General features: G+C 71.2%; 20 protein-coding genes and 1 pseudogene. 5 read left to right on the plus strand and 16 right to left on the minus strand.

Annotated features, from left to right (window positions below; all coding sequences use genetic code 11):
- Nucleotides 1-55 precede the first annotated feature (55 nt).
- The 11 genes and pseudogenes from A6A25_RS33515 to A6A25_RS44355 all read right to left on the minus strand — a co-directional run bounded on the left by A6A25_RS33515 (nt 56) and on the right by A6A25_RS44355 (nt 12,034).
- The gene (locus A6A25_RS33515; protein WP_198932953.1) at nt 56-1,459 is read right to left on the minus strand and encodes a hypothetical protein; all 1,404 of its coding nucleotides are present in this window, start codon (nt 1,457-1,459) and stop codon (nt 56-58) included.
- 274 nt (nt 1,460-1,733) lie between these two features.
- Entirely contained in the window at nt 1,734-2,138 is a 405-nt protein-coding gene (locus A6A25_RS33520; protein ID WP_073897087.1) for an ATP-binding protein, read from the minus strand.
- Nucleotides 2,139-2,935: 797 nt separating this feature from the next.
- Nucleotides 2,936-4,105: a cytochrome P450 gene (locus A6A25_RS33525; protein WP_073897089.1), complete on the minus strand. Its 1,170-nt coding sequence runs from the start codon at nt 4,103-4,105 to the stop codon at nt 2,936-2,938.
- 730 nt (nt 4,106-4,835) lie between these two features.
- Nucleotides 4,836-6,959, minus strand: coding sequence for a transglycosylase domain-containing protein (locus A6A25_RS33535; RefSeq protein WP_073897119.1), 2,124 nt, complete (start codon nt 6,957-6,959; stop codon nt 4,836-4,838).
- Between the two features lie 11 nt (nt 6,960-6,970).
- On the minus strand, nt 6,971-7,441 hold the full coding sequence (locus A6A25_RS33540) for an SPW repeat domain-containing protein (protein ID WP_073897090.1): 471 nt from the start codon (nt 7,439-7,441) through the stop codon (nt 6,971-6,973).
- A 178-nt stretch (nt 7,442-7,619) separates the two neighbouring features.
- Entirely contained in the window at nt 7,620-8,267 is a 648-nt protein-coding gene (locus tag A6A25_RS45985; RefSeq protein ID WP_274534365.1) for a copper chaperone PCu(A)C, read from the minus strand.
- Nucleotides 8,264-9,223 carry a cation:proton antiporter domain-containing protein gene (locus A6A25_RS45990; RefSeq protein ID WP_073897093.1) on the minus strand — a complete coding sequence of 320 codons (960 nt, stop codon included), beginning with the start codon at nt 9,221-9,223 and terminating at the stop codon, nt 8,264-8,266. The genes A6A25_RS45985 and A6A25_RS45990 overlap by 4 nt, the downstream gene beginning before the upstream one ends.
- Nucleotides 9,224-9,239: 16 nt before the next feature.
- A pseudogene (locus tag A6A25_RS45995) lies at nt 9,240-9,722 on the minus strand (universal stress protein); the annotation flags it as partial.
- Nucleotides 9,723-9,918: 196 nt separating this feature from the next.
- Complete coding sequence (locus A6A25_RS33560; protein ID WP_143193581.1) at nt 9,919-10,377, minus strand: hypothetical protein; 459 nt, start codon at nt 10,375-10,377, stop codon at nt 9,919-9,921.
- A gap of 500 nt (nt 10,378-10,877) precedes the next feature.
- Entirely contained in the window at nt 10,878-11,882 is a 1,005-nt protein-coding gene (locus A6A25_RS33565; protein WP_083668883.1) for a S1C family serine protease, read from the minus strand.
- Nucleotides 11,879-12,034: a hypothetical protein gene (locus A6A25_RS44355; RefSeq protein WP_158073862.1), complete on the minus strand. Its 156-nt coding sequence runs from the start codon at nt 12,032-12,034 to the stop codon at nt 11,879-11,881. The genes A6A25_RS33565 and A6A25_RS44355 overlap by 4 nt, the downstream gene beginning before the upstream one ends.
- Nucleotides 12,035-12,426: 392 nt before the next feature.
- Here A6A25_RS44355 and A6A25_RS33570 point away from each other — a divergent pair, with 392 nt between their 5' ends.
- The 5 genes from A6A25_RS33570 (at nt 12,427) to A6A25_RS33590 (ending at nt 15,382) form a co-directional block, all read left to right on the plus strand.
- Complete coding sequence (locus tag A6A25_RS33570) at nt 12,427-12,714, plus strand: hypothetical protein (protein WP_073897098.1); 288 nt, start codon at nt 12,427-12,429, stop codon at nt 12,712-12,714.
- Nucleotides 12,715-12,727: 13 nt separating this feature from the next.
- The gene (locus A6A25_RS33575) at nt 12,728-13,015 is read left to right on the plus strand and encodes a hypothetical protein (RefSeq protein ID WP_073897099.1); all 288 of its coding nucleotides are present in this window, start codon (nt 12,728-12,730) and stop codon (nt 13,013-13,015) included.
- Between the two features lie 101 nt (nt 13,016-13,116).
- Nucleotides 13,117-13,788 (plus strand): response regulator transcription factor, encoded by a 672-nt coding sequence (locus A6A25_RS33580; protein WP_073897101.1) that lies wholly within the window; start codon nt 13,117-13,119, stop codon nt 13,786-13,788.
- The gene (locus A6A25_RS33585; protein ID WP_143193582.1) at nt 13,788-15,149 is read left to right on the plus strand and encodes a sensor histidine kinase; all 1,362 of its coding nucleotides are present in this window, start codon (nt 13,788-13,790) and stop codon (nt 15,147-15,149) included. Before A6A25_RS33580 ends, A6A25_RS33585 begins: the two co-directional genes overlap by 1 nt.
- 35 nt (nt 15,150-15,184) lie before the next feature.
- Nucleotides 15,185-15,382 carry a hypothetical protein gene (locus A6A25_RS33590; protein ID WP_143193583.1) on the plus strand — a complete coding sequence of 66 codons (198 nt, stop codon included), beginning with the start codon at nt 15,185-15,187 and terminating at the stop codon, nt 15,380-15,382.
- 44 nt (nt 15,383-15,426) lie between these two features.
- Here A6A25_RS33590 and A6A25_RS33595 read toward each other — a convergent pair whose 3' ends face one another.
- From A6A25_RS33595 to A6A25_RS33615, 5 genes are all read right to left on the minus strand, one after another.
- Nucleotides 15,427-15,822 (minus strand): four-helix bundle copper-binding protein, encoded by a 396-nt coding sequence (locus A6A25_RS33595; protein ID WP_241829061.1) that lies wholly within the window; start codon nt 15,820-15,822, stop codon nt 15,427-15,429.
- A complete protein-coding gene (locus tag A6A25_RS33600) occupies nt 15,819-17,624 on the minus strand; it encodes a glycoside hydrolase family 15 protein (RefSeq protein WP_073897107.1) in 1,806 nt (601 codons plus the stop codon). Before A6A25_RS33600 ends, A6A25_RS33595 begins: the two co-directional genes overlap by 4 nt.
- A 3-nt stretch (nt 17,625-17,627) precedes the next feature.
- The gene (locus tag A6A25_RS46505) at nt 17,628-18,686 is read right to left on the minus strand and encodes a glucose 1-dehydrogenase (RefSeq protein WP_073897108.1); all 1,059 of its coding nucleotides are present in this window, start codon (nt 18,684-18,686) and stop codon (nt 17,628-17,630) included.
- A 418-nt stretch (nt 18,687-19,104) separates the two neighbouring features.
- Nucleotides 19,105-19,521 carry an SPW repeat domain-containing protein gene (locus A6A25_RS33610; protein ID WP_073897110.1) on the minus strand — a complete coding sequence of 139 codons (417 nt, stop codon included), beginning with the start codon at nt 19,519-19,521 and terminating at the stop codon, nt 19,105-19,107.
- Between the two features lie 523 nt (nt 19,522-20,044).
- Entirely contained in the window at nt 20,045-20,542 is a 498-nt protein-coding gene (locus tag A6A25_RS33615) for a hypothetical protein (RefSeq protein WP_073897111.1), read from the minus strand.
- Nucleotides 20,543-20,704: the final 162 nt, after the last annotated feature.

Consider the following 20,704-nt stretch of genomic DNA (forward strand, 5'->3'; position numbering starts at 1 on the left):
GCGTCCGACACGAGCAGGGCGCCGCCCGCAGCGGAGTTCAGCATCGTGCGGCGGTTCACTGGTAGGAGATCATCATCGGGGTCGGCGCGTAGCGCATGGTCTGCTCCGGGGTGAGCATCGGGTGGTCCTCGTCGTAGAAGTTCTTCCACCCCATCGGCACGCCGTCGTGTGGTCGGGCCGCGACGACGGACTGCCAGGTGGCGGTCTTCTGGGCTGTGCTGCCTTGGCCGTCCATGTGGATCAGCACGGCCAGCTCGTCGTGATCGGTCTTCAGCGACGGCTCGTCGCGGATCATGGACAACCGGAACTGGTGGACCACGAGCAGTTTCTGCGGCAGGGCGGCGCGGGCGGTAAGGTCGGCCAGCCAGGTCGCGGCCTCGTTGATCTCCGCGGCGTCCATCCCGCCGATCTGCCGCAGCGGCACCTGGTCCGGTCCCAGCTTCCACTCCGGGTCCACGGCGAGCCCGACGTGCGGCAGCTCCAGCAGCGGCGCATACCGCTTCGCCTGGTCGAGCAGCCGCGCGCGGCCGGGTTGCAGGTCGAGCAGGACGTAAAGTCCTTCCCGGCCCGCAGCCTCGACCCAGGGCCGCAGCAACTCCACGCTCGCCTCGCCCGAGTAGTCGCCGTCGGGGCCGGGCGCGCCCTGCGCCACGGTGGCGATGATCTCGAACGCCGGCACCACGGGTACCTGGCTCAACGGCTCGTACCGGGCCGCGTGCTCCTTCGCCCGCGCCACGGCCTGCTCGACGCCCTGTTCACCGAGCACTCCCAGCACGGGTGCGCCGGGGTGGCCGTACAGGCACACCAGCCGCCTGGCGGGGAACAGCACCTGGCCGCCGCCCGGCAGTTCGATCCCGCGAACGGCGACCTCCAGCCGCGTCCGCAACCGTTCCACCGGACCGAAGCCGCCACCCACGGCCAGTACGGCCGTCAGTGGGTCGGTCCGCAGCGCCTCGGCCGCGGCGCGGTCGGCCCTGGGATCGGCGCCGCGCACGGTGACGACCCGGGCGCCGGCGGCACGTGCCGTGGCAACGGCCGCCGCGTCGTCCCGGGTGGCGTCGACCAGGACTGTCACACCGACCGGTGCGGGCGGGTCGATGTCGGGCAGTCCCTCGGGCAGTTCGGAGGTCGCGGGGTCGACGGCGAGCACCGGCACGGTCCCCGCCGCCGCCTCTGCGACGGGTCGCGTTCCGGAGTCGACGGTGAGCACAGCCTGCGGCGACAGCCTCGTCAGCTCTTCGCGCAGGGCGTCGGGTGGGCCGGTGGTGGGGGCGAGGAGCACTGGGGCACCGAGCCGTTCCGCGATCGCGCCCGCGCCCGAGAGATCCGAGCGGTCGGTCACCACGGCGACGGGCGCGCTCCTGAACAGCGCGGCGCTGGTCGCGATCGCCGATTCACCGCCGTCGCCGACGTCGAGCACCGTGAGCGCGGTCGAGGGCGCGCTCACCTCCGCCGTCACCGGTGTGGCGTTCGATGCAGGGTCAGCGGGACCGGCCGTGCAACCGGCGATGAGCACCAGCGACGCCGGCACCGCCCAGTGCCGTGCCGTCAGTACGAACCGTCGACCCCACAAACGACTCTCCTCTCACAAAACCGGTTACCGGTAAGGATTCCCACCACGTCCCCGATGAACCATTCGGGCAGGACAAGGCGCCGCCACCCGATCACCGGCACGACGAACGACGCGATCGGGGCCGGGAACGACCTGTGCGGAGCCGGATCCGGGACCGCCGTCACACCGCAGCGAACCGCACCCTGGCCCACACGGTCGTGGAATTCCCCATCGACACGACGCCCCACTGCTCGCTCAGCGCCTCGACTATCGACAACCCGGCGGCCTGGGTCCAACCGGCGCCGCTGCGCGGGGCGCGGTTGCGAACCCTGATCGTGAGGATCTCGGCATGCCGGTCCAGCACCAGCTCCACCACGTAACGCGGTAGACCGTAGCCCTGCGCGTTGTCGAGCAGTTCGGCGACGACCAGTTCGACCTGCAGCACGTCGTGATCCGGCCAGCCGTCCATGCGCTCGCGCAGCCAGAGTCGGGTCGTCTCCCGCCATAGAACCCGGTCGTCCCGGATCACCAGCACAGCCGTGTCATAACCGGCGTCGAAGGCAGCGCTGTCGTGCCCGGCGCTCATCGTCGGTCCTCGTCCGCCCCAGGGTGGCCGGGGCACGCGGCGGCAGGATCTCGAACCACGGCCCGAGTCTGCCACCGGCACGGTCCACTGAACCTGACGATCACCTTGCACCGCTCCTCCCGTTCGGAACAGGTAGCCCCTGCCTCGCCGCCATTGGCGCACAACGCAAGCAGCCCCACCGACTGCCCGCCTCCACACGGCGTGCGTCCCGTCGGCACGACGGCACCGCGGACCGTGCGGTCGTGCGGTCGGCCTCGACGCGGCCCACGCCGGCCGTGTGGTCCGATGTCAGATCCCGGTGTTGTCGGCTCCGGGTCGGACCGGGCCGACCTCCAGGAACGGGCCGTCGAGCGGCGGCGCGCACGCGGTGGCACCGTGCTCGACGAACACCGGTTCGGTGTTGTTCGGCGGGTAGACACGCAGCCCACCGACCTGGACTTGCGTTCACTCCGGCCGCTTGCTGTGGTGGAAAGGCACGCCCGGTCAAGCCCGGGATTTCGAACGAGCAAGGAGGAATGAGGATGACACGTCGACTGGTCCACCGAATCGCCTGCGGCGCCACTGCACTCGGTGCCTGTGACTCCCAACGATGAATGGCGGTTGCCGGCCCTATGTGGCAGTTGGGGTCGACCGGCGATGTTTGCAGCGTCGTGTCGAACCTTTCTATGGAACGGGCTCAAGCTTGCACACAGGTGGGCGCGGTGCCCGCGTGTGAGCCGGGCACCGAGCCGGGGTCATGGGTTTAGTGGAGGTGACGCATGGTCTTCTCCTCTCGTCGCTGGTTCTCGGTTTCACGGTCAACCCCAACCGAGGTCGAGCCGGTGCAGGCCGCGCAGTGTGGCGTTGCGGCGGAAGACCGGTTCGCCCAGTGGTCGGGGTGGTCGGTGGTGGCGGGTCAGGGCGCCCAGTGCGGTGCGGGTGAGGAGCAGGGCCAGGGGTGCGCCGAGGCAGGCGTGGGGGCCGCGGCCGAAGCCCAGGTGCGGGTTGGGGTGGCGGTCCAGGCGCAGGGTGTGCGGGTCGTCGAGGACGCGTTCGTCCCGGTTGGCCGCGGCGATCAGGACGGTGACGATCTCGCCGCGGCGGACGGGGTGTCCGTTGACGTCGGTGTCGCGCACGCAGCCGCGAGCTTCGGCCTGGACCGGTCCGGCGTGGCGCACCAGTTCCTGCAACGCCCTGTCGGTCACGCCGCCGGCCAGGGCCTCCCACACGCCGGGTGTGTCCAGGCAGGCCAGCAGGGCGTTGCCCAGCAGCCTGCTCGCCGATTCGTAGCCGGAGTGCAGGATGACGCGCAGCGAGTTGCGCAGCACGGTCTCGGACACCTCGGCGGTGGCGCGGTGGGCAGCCAGGTGGCGCACCACGCCGGGCTTGGTGGTGTCCTCGTCGAGCCACCGGCCCGCCAGCTCGGCCAGGGCCGTGCGTGCGGTGCGCCCCGGTTCGACGGTGTCCGGGCGCAGCGCGTAGTCCATGGAGTCGACGATGTCCGCCGAGATCGCAGTGAACCGGTTCTCGTCGGGCAGGGTGACGCCGAGGACCTCGGTAATGGCCGCCAGCGCCAGCGGCTGGACGAACTCGTCCATGAAGTCGAACGACGAGCGGTCGGCCAGCGCCGCGAGCCTGCGCTCGACGTCCTGGGCCGTGCGTCGGCGCAGGCGGTCCCAGTCCAGGGCGCGGAAGGCGTGGACCAGCAGGGCCCGCACCGCCGTGTGCTCGGGCGGGTCGAGGGTTTGGACGCTCAACGCGGAGGCGGGGGTGTCCTCCCCCAGCCGTCGCCAGTCCGAGCAGAACCGGTCGGCGTCCGCCAGCACCGCCGAGCAGTCGGCCGACGAGGCCGCCACCCAGGAGTCGAGGGTGTCGCTCCACCACAAGCCCTCGCGGTGCCGGAACGGCTCCCACGCCGAAGCCGGATCCCGCAACGCCTGCGGTGTGATCAGGTCCCTGATCGGATCACGGACCGGTGCCCTGATCACTGGTGTATCCGACCTTCTATCACGGTCGCCGTCGTGGTCGACTCCCCGGCCGGCAACCGATCGGAGGGTGGTCGGGCTCGGATGACGGTCCACGTGCTTTCACCCCGGTGGCACAGCGCGTCGTCGATAGGGTCACTCCAGGACTTCCCTCGCCACACGAGCAGCACCACCTCCACAGCCCCGTCACTCGTTCCAGCTACCGGAGTGTCCCCTGCATGGGTGAGGCTGTGATGTCCGTGACCACACGGCGAGCAGTTGCAGGAGGGGGCGGACCACCGCGTTCCCGCCAACTACCGCTGGGAACACCCGCCCTTCAACAGTTCGTCAACCAACCAACGCGCTGTCAAATCCGCCATATATGACTGGAAGTCACAACTGGAGCCCGTCGTGACCCTGGTGTTGGCCTTCGGTTGGCCGCCGCTTCCCATGAGACCGCGCACCCGCCGTCTCGCTGCTGCGCAGCAGGCTGAGCAGGCGCGAACGCGCCGCCGCGGCCTGGTTCGGCCCCAAGGGCTTCGCCTCGGTCGTCTACGGCCTGCTCGTCCTGCGATCCGGCCTGCCCGACGCCGCACACGTGTTCGACCTCGTGGCCGTCACCATCGCCCTGTCGATCGTCCTGCACTCCTCCTCCGACGTGCCGGTGGCCAAGGCCCTGCGCATCGAACCGCCCGACAACCTGCCCACCGGCGGGCCGGACGAGCCGGAGACCGGGCGCGTCCCGTCCGGCGGCTCATCCGTCACCGGTGCTCGCGCGGTGGGCCGGTGGGACCGGTGGAAGGGGTGTCGCGGGCAGGTCGGCGTGGATCCGCGTCATGGCGTCGAACCAGGTGTGTGCCGGGACGGTACCGCCGTAGAGATTGCCGCTCGCGCACAGCCTCGGCGCAGCCGCCCCGACGCAGACGGGACGGGGGTCCGGGCTGTCGTTGAACACCTGCACCGCGCCCGCGTGGTCCATCGTCGCACCGAGGAACGCCGCGGACTTGTACTCCTCGGTGGTGCCGGTCTTGCCGATCATCGGCCGGGTCCACCCGTACCGCCGGGCCGCCGCGGCGGCGGTGCCACGGTCCTCGTCGTCGCTCAGCGCCGCGGCCAGGGCGTCGGCCAGCGGTTCGGGCACGGCCTGCTCGCACGGTGAGGCCGGGAGGTCCACGACCTGCCCGTGCCGGTCGACCACCTCGACGAGCGGTGTCGGTTCGCACCACGTGCCGCCGCTGACGATCGTGGCGGCGACGTTGGCAAGCTCCAGGGTGCTCGACGGCGCTGGGCCGAGGGTGAAGGAGGCGTTCTGCCGGGCGGTGAAGAACTCCGCCTGGTCGACCCGCAGCTCGGGCCGGGGCGAGTTCGAGTCCGGCGCGTCGCCGGCGATGGTGCTCGCCAGGGTGCGGCGCATGCCCAGCCTTCGGGCGATGTCGACCACCGCGTCCAGGCCGACCCGTTCCTCCAGGATCACGAAGGCGGTGTTGGGTGAGGTGGCCAGGGCCTGGCGCAGCGTCATGCGCGGCGGGTAGTCGTCGTTGTGATTGCGCAGGCAGTACCAGCGCGTGTCCGGCTCACCCGTGGACGGGCAACCCGGCGCACCGCCCTTGAACACCCGGGAGGTGTAGGAGGTGGGCGAGTCGACGACCGAGTCGGGGCGGTAGCCGTGCTCCAGGGCCGCGGCGGCGGTGAAGACCTTGTAGACCGAGCCGGCGCCGAAGGTGTTGGCCACCCCGGAGGGCAGGTCGAGCATGGTCTGGAACCGCGCGGCGTCCGGGCCGTGGTCGCGGTTGGCCACCAGCGCGGCGACCTCGTGCCGCTCCCGGCCGGGCTCGACCACCGCCATCGTGTTGGCGACACCGGGGGTGTCACGAGGGACCTGCGCCCGCACCGCTCGTTCGGCGGCGGCGCTGACTTTCCGGTCCAGGGTGGTGCGGACGGTGTAGCCGCCTGACTTCAGCCGCTTCGGGTCGAGGCCCTTGGCGACCAGGTGGTCGATCACGTAGGAGCAGAAGAAGCCCAGGCCCGGATCGGCGCCCACGCACCCGTTGGGCAGGGGCCGCACCGGGGTCAGCACGCCCAGCGGTTCCCGCTTGGCTCGCTCCGCCACCTCCGCAACCAGCATGCCGTGCCGCGCCATGAGGTCGATGACGAGGTCGCGGCGTTGCAAAGCCGCGTCGGGGTGGTGTTCGGGGTTCAGCGCCGCCGGGCTGTTGACCAGGGCGGCCAGCAGTGCGGCCTGCGGCACGGTCAGGCGGTCCGGTGTGGTGCCGAAGTAGGTCCGGGCCGCCGCCGCGACGCCGTAGGTCCCGGCCCCGAACGGCACCGTGCTGAGGTAACGGGTCAGGATCTCGTCCTTGGACAGGTGCCTCTCCAAGGCCACGGCCGTGCGGATCTCCCACAGCTTGCGCTCGGGTGTGCGCATCCGGGCCCGCGCCTGGCGCAGGGGGTCGTGCCGCGCCTCCACGTGGACCAGGTGGTTCTTGACGTACTGCTGGGTCAGCGTCGACGCACCCTGCACCACCCCACCCGAGGCGTAGTTGCGCAGCGCCGCCCGCACGGTCGCCACCCAGTCCACACCGCGGTGCTCGTAGAACCGGTGATCCTCCACCGCCACGACGGCGTCCTTCATCGCCTGCGAGATCTCCTCCGAGGAAACCAGCACTCGATACTGGTCGTAGAGGTGGGCGAACGGCTCGCCGTCGGCGTCGACCAAGGTCGTCACGGTCGGCGGTTCGACGTCGCCGAGCAACGCGACCGAACCCGTGACGTGATCACCAGCCCGGGCGAGGAGCACCCCCGCCCCGCCCACGACCGGGAACAGCACCCCGGCCAGCAACACACCCGCCACCAGGCACAGACCCACAAGACGCGTCATCGTTCCCCTCTTCACCGACGCACGCGGCGGGGACGCGCACGACGCCACTCCCACCGGGACCGCCTCGCCCGCATCGGACTGCCCGAGCACGACCGCTCGACCGCCACCGCCAGACCGGCCAACGACACCACGACCACCACCAGGCCGACCACGACCTGATTGGCCACCACCGAACGGTCGGAGCCGGGGCCGAGCACGAACGGCGAGGCCACCTCCCACACGCCGAGCAGCGCGGTCGTCCCGCTCGACCACGACGCGGCCCGGGGCACCGCCGCGCCGGTGATCGCCACGATCGCGACCACGGCACCGACCACACCGTCGTTGACCACCGCACCGCCGTCCGGGTACTCCAGGACCGAGGGCGCGAGCACCAGCCACACCCCTGCGGCCGCCACCACCCCGCCGGGCCCCGGTGCGCCCCGACGGGCGGTCAACCGCGCGGCGCGCTGGTAGTCCGGTTCACCGCTCGGGTATCGGCCCATGACCTCACCCGGCCGCGTCCGCCGCCGGCCGCACGGCCGCCGCAGGATTTCCGCATATCGCCATCGGACCTGCCTCCTGCACCGCGCTGTCACCGCTCGTCATGGTCAGCCGGGTTCCCTGGCCACCGGGCAAGAACCTTGCGGCCACCTTGCGGCTGCCGGAACCGCCGGTCATGCCTCATCGGGTCGGCGCGGTTCGCGCTTCGTCGACGGCGAACGGCGTGCCCTGCTGGCAGGTGGTGGCCTGGCCGGGGCGGACCGTGCCTTCCACGACGACCTCCGCACCCGCTCGGAGGACCTCCTCGTCGCCGCCGAGCAACAGGAACTGGCCGCGGTCGGTGGCCAGCACCAGGCACCCGGGCTCCACGCCGTCCACCACCCGGCCACGCAGGACTGTCGCGGGCCGGGTCGGTGACGTCGCCGGGGTGGTGCCGGTTGTCGGGGACGGGCCGGGGATGCACGTGGCCGGCGGCGGTACGTGACCGTCCCCGCCCGTCTTCACCGGCACGTCCAAGGTCGTCTGCCCAGCCTCGGCGAAGGTGAAGGTCAGCGGGACGGTGGTGCCCGCGGGCACCTCGCGGGTGAAGTCGACGATCCGCAGGTGGTAGGCGGCGTCGACGCCGCCGGACCCGGTCTCCGCAGCACCTCCGGCGGGCAGGCGGATGTGGTCGACCCGTTCGCTCGTGCCGTCGCAGTCCCGGTCGGCCATCAGCTCGACTTGGGCCCCGCTGTCGGTGCGCACGCCGAGCAGCGAGTCCGGCCGGTCGGCCCCGGTGAGCAGCGTCAGCTGTTCCTGGCGGCCTCGGAAGACCGGTGAAGCCGTCAGCGCGACGACCGCGGCGGGTCGGCGGCCCGCGACTTCGCGTAGAGCGTGCGGCCCGGGGTGGCGGTGAGGCCGAAGACGACCGTGTTGGCCGCCACGGCGAGTGTCCCGGCCGCGAACAGGCGCGGGTCGTCCACCCCTTCGTGGATGCTGTGGGCCAGGTAGAACAGGGCGCTGACGCCGATGGGACCGAACCAGCCCGCGAACAGCGCGTCCCGGCGCGCAAGGCACAGGGGCCGGGCCAGCACAAGGACGAACGGCACCCGCCGCATCAGCAGGATCGCGAGGACGAAAAGGACCGCCGCCGGGCCGAGGTCCACCCAGTCCCGCCAGGGCAGTACGGCGCCGAACACCAGGAACAGGGGCAGCACCGCATAGCGGTTCACCGCCTCGTCCACGGCGTCCTGCGGGCCGCGGTCGCTCTCGGCGACCATGCGGTTGTAGGCGAGGCCCGCCACGAACACCACCAGCACGCCGCCGGTGCCGGCCAAGCGCGCGATGCCCAGGACGGAGACGGCGAGCAGTAGCGTGAACACCAGCTTCGGTCCCTCCTCCAAGTCTCGCTGCCGGGTGGCCGCGCGCAGCGCCCACCCTGCGGCCAGGCCTGCGAGCAGACCGATCACCACGCCCCCGGCCACCTCCCACGCCACTTTTCCGAACGCGTCACCGAGGTGGGTAGCGGGCAGCACGACCACCACGGCGATACCGACCAGCGGCAACGCCAACCCGTCGTTCGCGCCGCTCTCACCGGTCAGCAGGGCGCGGAGGCGACCGGGCAGGTCCCGCTCGGCCGGTTCGCCGGTGACCACGGAGGCGGCCAGGACGGGGTCGGTCGGACACAGGCACGCACCGACCAGCGCGGCGAGCGCGAGCGGCAGACCCAGCAGGAGAGCCGCGGCCCCGGCCGCGAATGCCGCCAACGGCATCACGACGACGAGCAGCAGCACCAAGGGGCGCACCAACGCCCAGCAGGAACTCGGCCACCCCACCCTGTTCGGAGTGGCCGACCACCGCGAAGGCCACCCGGTCCGCGGCCAGGATCACCGCGTCCACAGGTTCGCCCGACACGATGTCGCTGTCCACTTCGGCGCCGGTGGCCTCCCGGCACCGCTCGGCGAGGCCGTCGAGCATGTCCCGGGCCCACCGCCGCATCGGTTCCTCGTTGAAACCGGGCTCGACCACGCCCATGCCGACGGGCGCGTGCAGGTGCGCCTGCGTGTACATCGGCCACCGCATCCCGTACACCAGCACCAGCGGCTTGCCGAAGACGACCGCCTGCCGGGCCGCCCACAGCGCCGCGCGCTCGGACGGTTCGGTCCCGTCGACACCGGCCACCACCGCATCGTTCTTGGTCACGTTCACGCTTCTCCTCCAGCTCCAGCAACAGCGAGCGCCGCCAGGGACGCACCTCACCCCGCCGCCGTCGAACACGGACAACTTGTCACCGAACACCCGCACGAGGTCAACGAGCCAGCGACCGCGCCCACCGGCGCCCAGTACCGGGGAGACGGTGTCCAGAGCCGCGGCCGGCGCGGGGTCCGCCGCGGGTAAGCTCGCGCTCGATCTCGGCCAGTGCTCGTTCGTCGTCGTGGCCGGCCGTCCTGTCCACGTGGTGTCACCTCCCGCTCTCCGGGTCGGCCCGTCGGGCCGCCCGTCAGCTGCTTGGGGCGGGCGAATCCGCGGTGACGTCGTCGGCGGCGATGAACTCCTCGTCGGCGTAGACGTCGAACAGCGCGGACTCGGCCAAGCCGTAGTCGTCGGCGTAGTCGTCGTAGGAGAACTGCCGGATCGTGCCGGTGACCGTCACCGACTGGCCCTCCGCGAACTCACGCTCGCCACCCTTGAACAGCACCAGCAGGCTGTCGTCTCCATATGCCTCCGCGTCGAGCACGACCGAGCCGTCGGTCAGGTCCTGCACCACCGGCAGGGTGATCGTGACCTTCTCGCCGACGTGGTCGGCTCCGGCGAAGTACTGAGTCCGGGCGGGTGAAGTCGTTGTCTCCCCGGTCATCGTCTCCTCGGTCGTGGTGGCCGCCCCGCCATCGGCGATGGGGTTGTCGTCATCGGCTCCGCATCCGGTGAGCCCGGTGGCGAGAGCCGGCACCGCGCTCACCGCGACCACCTTGTCCGCACGTCGAAACATGATCGAAAGCTCCTGTCATACGGTCCTGCGCTTGCGTTCCATCCCCCTTGTCCCGGTTTCCCGCGGGCCGAGTCCGGAACCTTGCGGCGAGCTTGCGTCCGGCGCGAACGAACGCCAAGGCGTCATCAGCCGGCGGTTCCGGTGAATGTGAGGCCGTGCAGCAGGACCTCCCTGCTGAAGTCGCTCGGCGAGACGATGCTCACCAAGCCCCGGCCACCATCGGGCCGGCCGTTGGGTCGGCACCCCGCGACGCGAAGTTCGGTGCCAGGCTCGCGGGTGAAGGCCCGCGGTGACGGCGGCCGCCAAGTGGACCCTGGAGGAACGATCGGGGAGGCCGACGGGGACCGCCCGCCACCGCATCGAGCGTGATCAGGGCCGCGACGAGCAGGACGCTCCGGTGCGTCCGCACGCGAACAGCACACAACCGTCCAACGTCGACCGTCGTCCACACCGACCGGCCACCACCGTTCTCAGCGCTCGCGCGCCGCGATCTCGACAGACAGCTCCTGCCGTTGTCCATCCCGCACGACGACCAAGTCGACCCGTTCTCCCGGCTCGGTGCGGCGCAGCGCCCCGAGGACGTCCTCCACCTCGCGTACCTGTTGCCCGGCCAGCTCTACGACCACGTCGCCCGCACGCACGCCGGCGACGTCAGCCGGGCCACCATCGTCCAGGCGCAGCACGAGGACTCCCTCGTCGGCGGTCACGCCGAACCGATCACGAATGTCGTCGGTCAACCGCCCCAGCGACACGCCCAGGTAGGGGTGAGTGGCGGAGCCGTCGTCCAGCAGCTGCTCGGCCACGTCGACCGCCGTGGCCGCCGGGATGGCGAAGCCCAGCGACACCGCGCCCGCAGCCGGGGGGATGTAGGCCTCGTTGATGCCGACCACCCGACCTGCGGTGTCCAGCAGCGCACCGCCGGAGTTTCCCGGCGAGATCGGGGCATCGGTCTGGATCAGATCCACCAACGCCCGGGTCTGCGCCGCCGAGCCCGGAATCTCCCGGCGCAGCCCGGACACGATGCCCGCGGTCACGGTGTTCTCGAAGCCCAACGGGCTGCCCAGGGCCAGTACCGGATCACCCGGCCGGGGCAGCTCCTCCCGGTATTCGGGGACTGGGAGGTCCTTGCGCTCGGTGCGCACCACCGCCAGGTCGGTGACCTCGTCGGTGGCGAGCACCTCGCCCGGGGACTGCTGCCCGTCGGCGTACTCGACCACGACGTCCTGTTGCTCGCCGACGACGTGCTGGTTGGTCACCACCACGTCGGAGCGGAACACCACCCCGCTGCCCAGACCGCCGTCGGTGCGAACGGTCACCACGTGCGGTGCGATGCGTTCCACCAGGTCGGCGTAGGACGTCCCGGTCGCGGAGGGCGGGGCGCTGCTCGGCTGCGCGACAGTGGCGGTAGGCCCGGAGGTGCACGCCGCAGCGGTCGCAACGGCCGTCGCGAGCAGCGCCGTACGAAGGGCTTTCATGTCATTGGCTCCTGGTGGTTCGGCGGGCAGTGGGTGGGCGGCACGTCCACGGCGCCCTCGGCGGGCACGCCGATGCGTGGCACGGTCTCGGAGGTGCCGTCGCAGTCGGTATCGGAACGCGACTCGACCTGGTCCGCGCTCCGTGTGCGCACGCCGAGCAGCGCGTCGTGCCGATCCTGCTCATGCCCTTCCGGCTACCCGAGTCAGGCACAGCAGAGCACGTTCCCTCCGGTCGTCAGGCGATCGCAAGGTCGACCGTCCCGGACGGCGGGTACCTGCGGGCGTGGGCGGGGGCATGAGGATCCTCGAACGATTCCAGATCGGTACTGCCCGACCGCGGTCGGCAAGCTGCCTGTGAAGTTCAACGGTGTCCTGCCCACAGAAGGGTCGTCAGTCGGTCGCACCTGACGACAACCTTGCGATTTCGGCCTCATCGCGCCACATCCTGACAATCTCCTTGCGGAGCAACGGGATGCGGCCGTGGACGAGGACGGCGACCTAGTCTCGGCGATGACCGCACCCGAGCGAGGGAAGGGGACAGACCGTGCTCGACATCGACACCACGGCCGTGCAGGCCATCGACGAGCTGACCACGGCCACCGGGGTTGGGCGTCAGGGCGGTTTGCGGATCGCGACGACCACCCGAACCCGCGACCGGGACTTCGACCTGTCGATCCAGCCGCACCCCGAGGTCGACGACGTGATCGTCACGCACGGCGACGCCCGCGTCTTCCTCGACCCCCTCGCCGCGCAGGCGTTGGCGGACAAGGTGCTCGACGTGCGCAAGCACCATGCCGGGCGCGTCCACTTCGGCGTCTACCCCCAGGCCTGAGAGGAGTTCCTCCATGCTGGACATCACCCATGCGGCCGGCGCGGTGATCGGCGGGTTGGCCCCGGGTGAGGGTGAAGAACGTGGCGGTCTGCGGATCGGCTGGTCGGAGCGGGACGGGGTGCGCGCGATGACCCTGACCGTCGCCGCCCACCCCGTGGCGCAGGACGAGGTGGTCACCGCGCCGACTGGTGACCGGATCTTCCTCGCGCCAGCCGCGGCGCGGTACCTGCGGGACAAGCTGCTGGACGTCCGCATGGACGTCGACGGCCGCTACCGCTTCACGTTCAACCATCACCTCTGACGCATGGCGACTCGGTGAACGACCTTACGATCAGCCTCCGTCTCGATGCCGGAAGACGCCGCCGGGCGGCGGACCCGTCACCGTGCGCCGAGAATCAGGGGATGACCCTCTCCGTGCTGCTGGTCGAGGACGACGAGCACATCAGGCAGGCTCTCGGACTCGCGCTCGACGACGAGGGCTTCACCGTCACCGACGCTGTGTCCGGTGAAGAGGCCCTCGCGCTGCTGGAGACCTCGACGTTCGACGTGGTGCTGCTGGACCTGATGTTGCCCGGCGTGGACGGTCTGGAGGTGTGCCGCACCCTTCGAGCCCAGGGTGACCTGCCCATCATCATGGTCACCGCACGCACCGACGCTTCGGACGTGATCGCCGGACTGGAGGCGGGTGCGGACGACTACGTCACCAAACCGCTCATGGCCAGCGTGCTGGCCGCCCGCATCCGCGCTCTACTGCGCCGCACCGGCCGCCACGACGAAGTTCTGCGGCTGGGTGAACTGGAGGTCCAGCCGCATACGAGCACGGTGCTGCGCGCGGGCGAGGAGGTGCACCTCACCCGCACCGAGTTCCGGCTGCTGGTGGAGCTCGCCTCGGCGGAAGGTCGGGTGGTGAGCCGCGAGCAGCTGCTGCAACGCGTCTGGGGCTACGACTACTTCGGCGACACCAGGCTGCTCGACGTCCACATCCGGCGCCTGCGCCGCAAGGTCGAGCCCGACCCCGACGACCCCGAGCTGATCGTCACCGTGCGCGGGGTGGGCTACCGGGTGGCCGGCTGATGCGCCGGCTGTCGCTGCGCTGGCGGGTCGCGGTGGTGCTGGGCATCGGCTCGCTGCTGCTGACCAGTGCACTCGCTGTGCTGGTGTGGAACCTCACCTCGGGGTACATGCTGCACCAGCGGGAGCAGAGCGCCACCCGCCAAGCAGAGGTCAACGCCCGCCTGGTCGACCAGGCACTGTCCACTGGTTCCGAAGGGCTGGAGGACCTGCTGACCGGTCTGACCACCGGACCCGACTCCAGCGTGCTGCTCTACCGGCCCGGACAGGTGCTCACCAGCGGTCGGCAGGTCGACCCCCGAGTGTTGCCCGATCAACTGGTCGAACTCGGCCGCCGCGACACACCGGCCTCCCAACGGCTCGTCGTCGACGGCATTCCCGTGCTGGCCATCAGCCTGCCGATCAGCTCCACCGACGGCGTCTACGTCGAACTCGCACCCTTGGTGCAGCTGGACCAGACGTTCCGGTTCCTGAGCATCCTGCTGATCGCAGGCGTGGTGGTGAGCGGCCTGCTCGGCGTCGCGCTGGGTTCATGGGCGAGCAGACGTGCCCTACGGCCCCTGACAGCGCTGACCGCCGCCGCCTCGCGCATCGCCGGAGGCGACCTCAAGGCCCGACTGCCCACGCAGACCGACCCCGACCTGGCGCACCTGGCGACCACGTTCAACACCACCGCCGACGCGCTGGAACAGCGGGTGCTGCGCGACGCCCGGTTCGCCGGCGACGTCAGCCACGAACTCCGCTCACCCCTGACCACCATGGTCAATGCCGCCGCCGTCCTGCGCCGCCGCCGCGCCGAGATCCCCGGCACCGCCGGCCGCGCCCTGGACCTGCTCACCTCCGAGGTCGACCGGTTCGCCGACATGGTGGTCGACCTGCTGGAGATCTCCCGCTCCGACCAGGAGGCGGACAACACCGACTTGGAGGTCATCGACCTCTCGTCCCTGGTCGACAACGTCCTGGACTCCCGTCCCGGCACTGACGTCCCGGTTCGCACGGCACGACCCGGCCCTCAGGTCCTGGGGGACCGCCGCCGCCTCGACCGGGTGGTGAACAACCTGCTCGACAACGCCGAACGCCACGCCGGCGGTGCGGTGCGCGTGGCCGTGCTCACCCGGGACGGCCACGCCCGGCTGGAGGTCGACGACGCCGGGCCGGGGGTGCCGCCCGACCTGCGCGACCGCATCTTCAACCGCTTCGACCGCGGCGCACGCGCCGGCAGCCGGGGCACCGACACCGGCAGCGGTCTCGGCCTGGCCCTGGTCACCCAGCACGTCCAGCGCCACGGCGGCTCGGCCTGGGTCGAGGACCGCCCTGGCGGTGGCGCCCGCTTCGTCGTGGAGATCCCGGAGGCACGCCCGTGAAGATGCCCGCGCTCCTGCTCGCCGCATGCTCCGCGGTGACCTTCCTCGTGCTTCCCGCCTGCGGCGTCACCACGCAGACCGAACCACGACCGTTGACCACTCCGGCGGAGACCCCGGCGCCCACCCCGACCGTCACCCAACGACCCGATTCCACGACCTCCACCACGCCGACCACGGGCGACACCGCGGAGCCGACACCGCTGTCCACGCAGGACGGCCCGCCGCCCGGGTGAAATCGACGTCCACCGGTGCCTCGGCGACTCGGACCGTGCCGCGGTCAGCTGATGGCGGCCAACAGGTCCCGGCAGGCGGCCTCGCACGCGCGACACGCCTCGGCGCAGATCCGACAGTGTTCGTGCATCTCCGCGTGCGACCCGCACTCGTCACCGCACGACCGGCACACGGTCACGCATGCCTCCAGCAGCGCCCGACTGATGTTCGCGTCGTAACCCGTGTGCCGCGACAGCACCCGCGCGGTCGTGCCGCAGATGTCCGCGCAGTCCATGTTCGTGCGCACGCACTTGGTCAACTCCGCGACCGACGCCTCACCCAGGCAGGCGTCCGCGCACGCCGTACACGCCTCCGCGCACGCGATCAGCGCGTCGATCGTCTCGGCCAGCTTCACCCGATCCAGGTTGATCCAGCAACGGCTCTCGGGCACGGGCGACGTCACAATGCCTGCTCGTCCTTGCCGGCGGAGGTGCGGGTGGAGGCGCCGCCGAGCCGGCGGGCGGTGTTGACCAGGCCTTCCATGCTGAACGCCTGCGGGGTGTTGCCCATGTGGCGGCCGGTCGCGGTGTCGTACTCCTCGCTGAGCAGGCCGACGTCGTTGCGCAGGTCGAGCAGCCGTTCGAACAGCTCACGCGCCTCGTCGACCCGGCCGGTACCGTGCAGGGCATCCGCCAGCCAGAACGTGCACGCCAGGAACGCGCCCTCGGTGCCGGGCAAGCCGTCCACGCCACCGTCGGCGTCGGTGCGGTAGCGCAGCACGAACCCGTCGGTGCACAGCTCGCGGCGCACCGCGTCCACCGTGCCGCGCACGCGCGGGTCCTCCCACGGCAGGAACCCGACCCTGGGGATGAGCAACAGCGAGGCGTCCAGTCCCTGTGAGCCGTAGAACTGGGTGAACGTGCCACGTTCGGCGTCGTAGCCCTTCTCGCAGACCTCGGCGTGGATGAGGTCGCGCACCTGCCGCCAGCGGTCGACGGGGCCGTCCAGGCCGTGGTTCTCGACCGTGTGCACGGCGCGGTCCAGTCCGACCCACGCCATGACCTTGGAGTGCACGAAGTGCCGGCGCGGGCCGCGCACCTCCCACAAGCCGTTGTCCGGAGCCTCCCAGTGGCCCTCCAGGTAGTCCAGCAGCTCCCGTTGCAGGTCCCACGCGGTGTCGCTGGTGTGCAGCCCGGCCTCGCGGGCCAGGTGCAGCCCGTCGAGCACCTCGCCCCACACGTCGAGTTGGAACTGGTCGGCAGCAGCGTTGCCAACCCGGACGGGTGACGCGCCCTCGTAACCGGACAACCACGGCAAGGTCTGCTCGGGCAGCCGCCTGCGGCCGTCGATGCCGTACATGATCTGCAGCTTCGCCGGGTCGCCCGCCACCGCCCTCACCAGCCACTCGCGCCAAGCGCGGGCCTCGGCCACGTAACCGGTGCCCAACAGCGCCTGCAGGGTGAACGTGGCGTCGCGCAGCCAGCAGAAGCGGTAGTCCCAGTTGCGCGGCCCACCCCACTGGTCGGGCAGCGACGTGGTGGCCGCGGCCACGATGCCCCCGGTCGGCGCGTAGGTCAGCGCCTTGAGCGTGACCAGCGCGCGGCGGACCGCCTCCGACCAGGGACCGTCGTACGTGCACCGGCCGATCCAGCCCTTCCAGAAGTCCTCGGTGTCCAGGACGGCCTGCTCGGGATCGACCGCGTGTGGACGTGGCAGGTGGGAGGCGGTGTGGGTGAGGACGAACGGCACGCGCTGCCCGGCGCGCACCTCGAACTCGGCCGTGGTGGTCAGGTCGTGCCCGTGCACCGGCACCCCGGCCTCCAGCCACACGGCATCCGGACCCGCGACCGCGGCCAACGCCCCGTCGTGGTGGCGCACCCACGGCACGACACTGCCGTAGTCGAACCGCAGCCGCAGGTCGGTGCGCATCGGTACGCGGCCCGACACGCCCTCCACCACGCGCACCACGTCGGCGGCCTCGCCGCGGGGCGGCATGCAGTCGATCACCCGCACGGTGCCGTCCGGGGTGTCCCACTCCGACTCCAGCACCAGCGAGTCGCCGCGGTAGCGCCGCCGAGTGGCAGGTCCGCCACCGGCCGGGGCGAGCAGCCAGCGGCCCGCGCTCTCGTCGTGCAGCAGCGCGGCGAAGCAGGCCGGCGAGTCGAACGCGGGCAGGCACAGCCAGTCCACGCTGCCGTCCCGGCCCACCAGGGCGGCGGTCTGCAGGTCACCCAACAGGGCGTAGTCCTCGATCGGGGACGGCACCGCTCACCGACCGCCTTCCAGGTCGATGACCACCTTCACGTCCTCCGGTCCGGCCTCGAAGGCCTCGGCGGAGGATTCCAGCGGCACGCGCCGGGTGATCAGGCCGTCGAGCCAGTCCTGGTCGGCCGCGGCCAGTGCTCGCGCCGCCTGCCGGTAGTGGCGCAGGTTGGCGTTGACCGAGCCGACCACGGCGTTGTTCTCCAGCACCATCTCGCGGTTCACGCCACCCGCGTCGACCTCGGACCGGCGACCCGGTTCCGACACGCCGGTGAGGCAGATGACGCCGTACGGGGAGGTGTTGCGCATGGCGGCGAACACCAGGCTGCCCACGCCGGTCGCCTCGATCACCACGTCCGGCTGCAGCTTCCCGGCCACCTCCGCCATGTCCCCGTGGTGGTAGGTGGCACCCAACTGCTCGACCAGCCGGGGCTTCGGCCCGTCGGTGACCAGGTCGAGCACGTGCACCTCCAGCCCCTGCTGGACCCCGATCATCGCCGCCAGCAGCCCGATCGGTCCCGCGCCGGTCACCAGCGCCCGCTCCGGCTCGAACCAGGCACGCTCCCCCACCCGGCGCACCTGCTCCCACGCCTTGGCCACCACCGACGTGGGCTCCATCAGCACCCCGACCCGCTCCAGCGCCGGGTCGAGCCCGACCGCGTAGTCCGCTTCGACGCACCACAGCCCGGCGCCGTACCCGTCCAACTCCTTGATGCCGCGCTCGGTGTAGCGGCCGTTGCGGCAGTTGTCGAACTCGCCCCGCGCGCACGCCCCGCACGGCTCGGGGTCCGGTCGACGGACCACCCCCACCACCAGGTCACCGGCGGAGAAGCCGCTGCCCTCCGGCGCGACCCTCACCCGACCGAGTGACTCGTGCCCGAGCACGAGCCGGTCACGACCCAGCGGCGCCCACCCGTACTCGCCGTCCGCGATCTCCCGGTCCGTCCCGCACACCCCCACGACCAACCCTTCGACCAACAGTTCCCCTGGTCGCGGTTCGGGGTCCGGGAGGTCGGTCAGCTGCAACGACCCGGCGGTGCCGGGCACGACGGTGAGTGCGCGCATGGTCGGTGACTACCCGCCGTCCTCACGCCCATGCCCCGGGAGGCGCGCGGTACCGGGCCGCGCCCCATCGTCAGCCAATCGTCAGGTGAAGCGGTCCGCGGCGGACGCATCCTGGTGGCCGAGGCCACGGGCCCTGGAGCGTCCCTTGACCACTCGGACCGATCAACCCGACCGGTACTGCCGCGAGTCCCCGGTGTCCATCACGATGGCGTACTCAGGCCTCGCCTCGGCGTCCAGCCTCGCGTGACGAGCCATGGCTTCCACCTGTTCCGGCCCGTGCCAGGCCTGTTGTCCGGGGGTGCCAGCAGCAGCCAGATGCCGGCCAAGAGCGTCACCGCGCTCGCGGCGCCGGCAGTCAGCGGCATGTGCTTGTCGTCGGCCGGCTGCCCGTCCCACCGCTGGGACGGTTGGCCGACCATCAGCGCCCTCCCTCGTGCGATCGGCGTTCGGAGCGGGTCCGGTACGTCGTCCACGCGCTGAGCAGCGCCATGGCGATCACCACGCCGCCGACCACGATGTTGTTCACCGCCGCGGTGGTCGAAACCGGCCACGGCTCGTAGCCGAGCACCACGGGCGAGAGCACCAGCCACGCGCCGAGCCCGACGTTGACCAGGCTCAGCCACGGCACGTGACGGGGGGCCAAGGAGCGCACCAGGGCCAACAGCCCGATAGTGCCGCCCACGACGATGTCGTGCCAGTAGCCTTCGAGGCCCTGCTCCGCAGGTGCGTAGTCCAGGGCGAACGGTGCAAGGGCCAACCACACGCCGGCCACGAACGCCACGCCGCTGGCAACGCTCGCTGCGGCAGGCTCGCGCACGCCGTAGAGCGGAGCCATGTCCTGGAGCGGGGCCGCACCGTACTGAGGCACCACAGGCTGATGACCGTGTGCGGTGACCGGCATGGGGTCGAGCTCGTCGGTCCGCCGTGCGGGAGGTGGTTGTTGTGGCATGCGGGAATCCACTACAAAGTGGATCAGACAGCCCGGCAAGCACACCGCGCGACATCGACCGAACAGGATCTCGGGTCCCGACAGGCTTCACCGGGAGCACCCGCTTCCAGCGTCCTCACGCACCATGACGACCAGTGTCACCACTGGAAGGTCTTCCTCACGCAACGCAATCGGACGTCGTCCAAGGTCGGCGGGCCAGCGGAGAGGGCGGCGAGGTCGACCGGCTGCACCGACATGGGCCGATGCTCGATCGAACGCGGTCGACGCGCCGTGGCAACGTCCCGCGTCACTGATCGGGCGGACACCCGCATGTTGCCGCCTCCTGTTCTTCGGACCACCTCTGGTCCGAGGCGTGCCCGCGGCGGTGACACCGAATAGCCGGTCCGGCCGCTGTCCGATCGATCGCAGGTCAGCTCGACGGCTTGGGCGTACCCGACGAGTCGGACGGGCCGTTCCAGATGTGGTCCGCGAGGAGGAACTCCTCGTCGACGTAGAGGCCGTAGACGCCCTCGTCGGACACGCCGTACTCCTCCGCGTAGTTGACCTGGACGAACTGCTCGACGTACCCGCTGACGTTGACGATGTCCCCCTCCTCGACCGCTCCGAGCCCGTCGGGCGACAGCACGAGCAGCGACGCGTCCCCGTACTCGCTGCCGTCGAGCATGAGGGACTTCTCACCGAGCACCCACGTCACGACGGAGCTGACGACCACTTCGTCTCCCACGAACTGGTCGGAGCCGAAGTATTCGAGTTGTGCGTCGTCCTCCACGGCCGTGATCGGCTGAGCGGCGTCCTCCCCGGACGGGTCGTCGCCGGCACAACCGGTCGCCGTGAAGGGCAGCAGGGCCAGCACACCGGCCGCAGCTGCTTTGCCGAGCCTGGCCGGGTTCGTGCGGTTCGAGTCCACGACGGTCCTCCTTGATAGAGGTTCGCGTTCCGGCGACCACGTCACCGCGGTGTTCGAGGTCGGCACCGTGCCACCCCTTCGGGCTCTCCCTGTCACCTTCCCGCTTACTGCCAGTTACAGATCTTGAAAGGTCAGGGTGATCATGCGTTCCTCGGCGTGTCC

This window comes from Saccharothrix sp. CB00851 (assembly GCF_001905065.1).
GTDB lineage: Bacteria > Actinomycetota > Actinomycetes > Mycobacteriales > Pseudonocardiaceae > Actinosynnema.

Excerpts from the sequence above, each read along its gene's own strand:
- A6A25_RS33580 (WP_073897101.1), top strand. The coding sequence starts at position 13,117 with ATGACCCTCTCCGTGCTGCTGGTCGAGGACGACGAGCACATCAGGCAG.
- A6A25_RS33535 (WP_073897119.1), bottom strand. The coding sequence starts at position 6,959 with ATGACGCGTCTTGTGGGTCTGTGCCTGGTGGCGGGTGTGTTGCTGGCC.
- A6A25_RS33520 (WP_073897087.1), bottom strand. The coding sequence starts at position 2,138 with ATGAGCGCCGGGCACGACAGCGCTGCCTTCGACGCCGGTTATGACACG.
- A6A25_RS46505 (WP_073897108.1), bottom strand. The coding sequence starts at position 18,686 with ATGCGCGCACTCACCGTCGTGCCCGGCACCGCCGGGTCGTTGCAGCTG.
- A6A25_RS33540 (WP_073897090.1), bottom strand. The coding sequence starts at position 7,441 with ATGGGCCGATACCCGAGCGGTGAACCGGACTACCAGCGCGCCGCGCGG.
- A6A25_RS33585 (WP_143193582.1), top strand. The coding sequence starts at position 13,788 with ATGCGCCGGCTGTCGCTGCGCTGGCGGGTCGCGGTGGTGCTGGGCATC.
- A6A25_RS33610 (WP_073897110.1), bottom strand. The coding sequence starts at position 19,521 with ATGGCTCCGCTCTACGGCGTGCGCGAGCCTGCCGCAGCGAGCGTTGCC.
- A6A25_RS33575 (WP_073897099.1), top strand. The coding sequence starts at position 12,728 with ATGCTGGACATCACCCATGCGGCCGGCGCGGTGATCGGCGGGTTGGCC.
- A6A25_RS33565 (WP_083668883.1), bottom strand. The coding sequence starts at position 11,882 with ATGAAAGCCCTTCGTACGGCGCTGCTCGCGACGGCCGTTGCGACCGCT.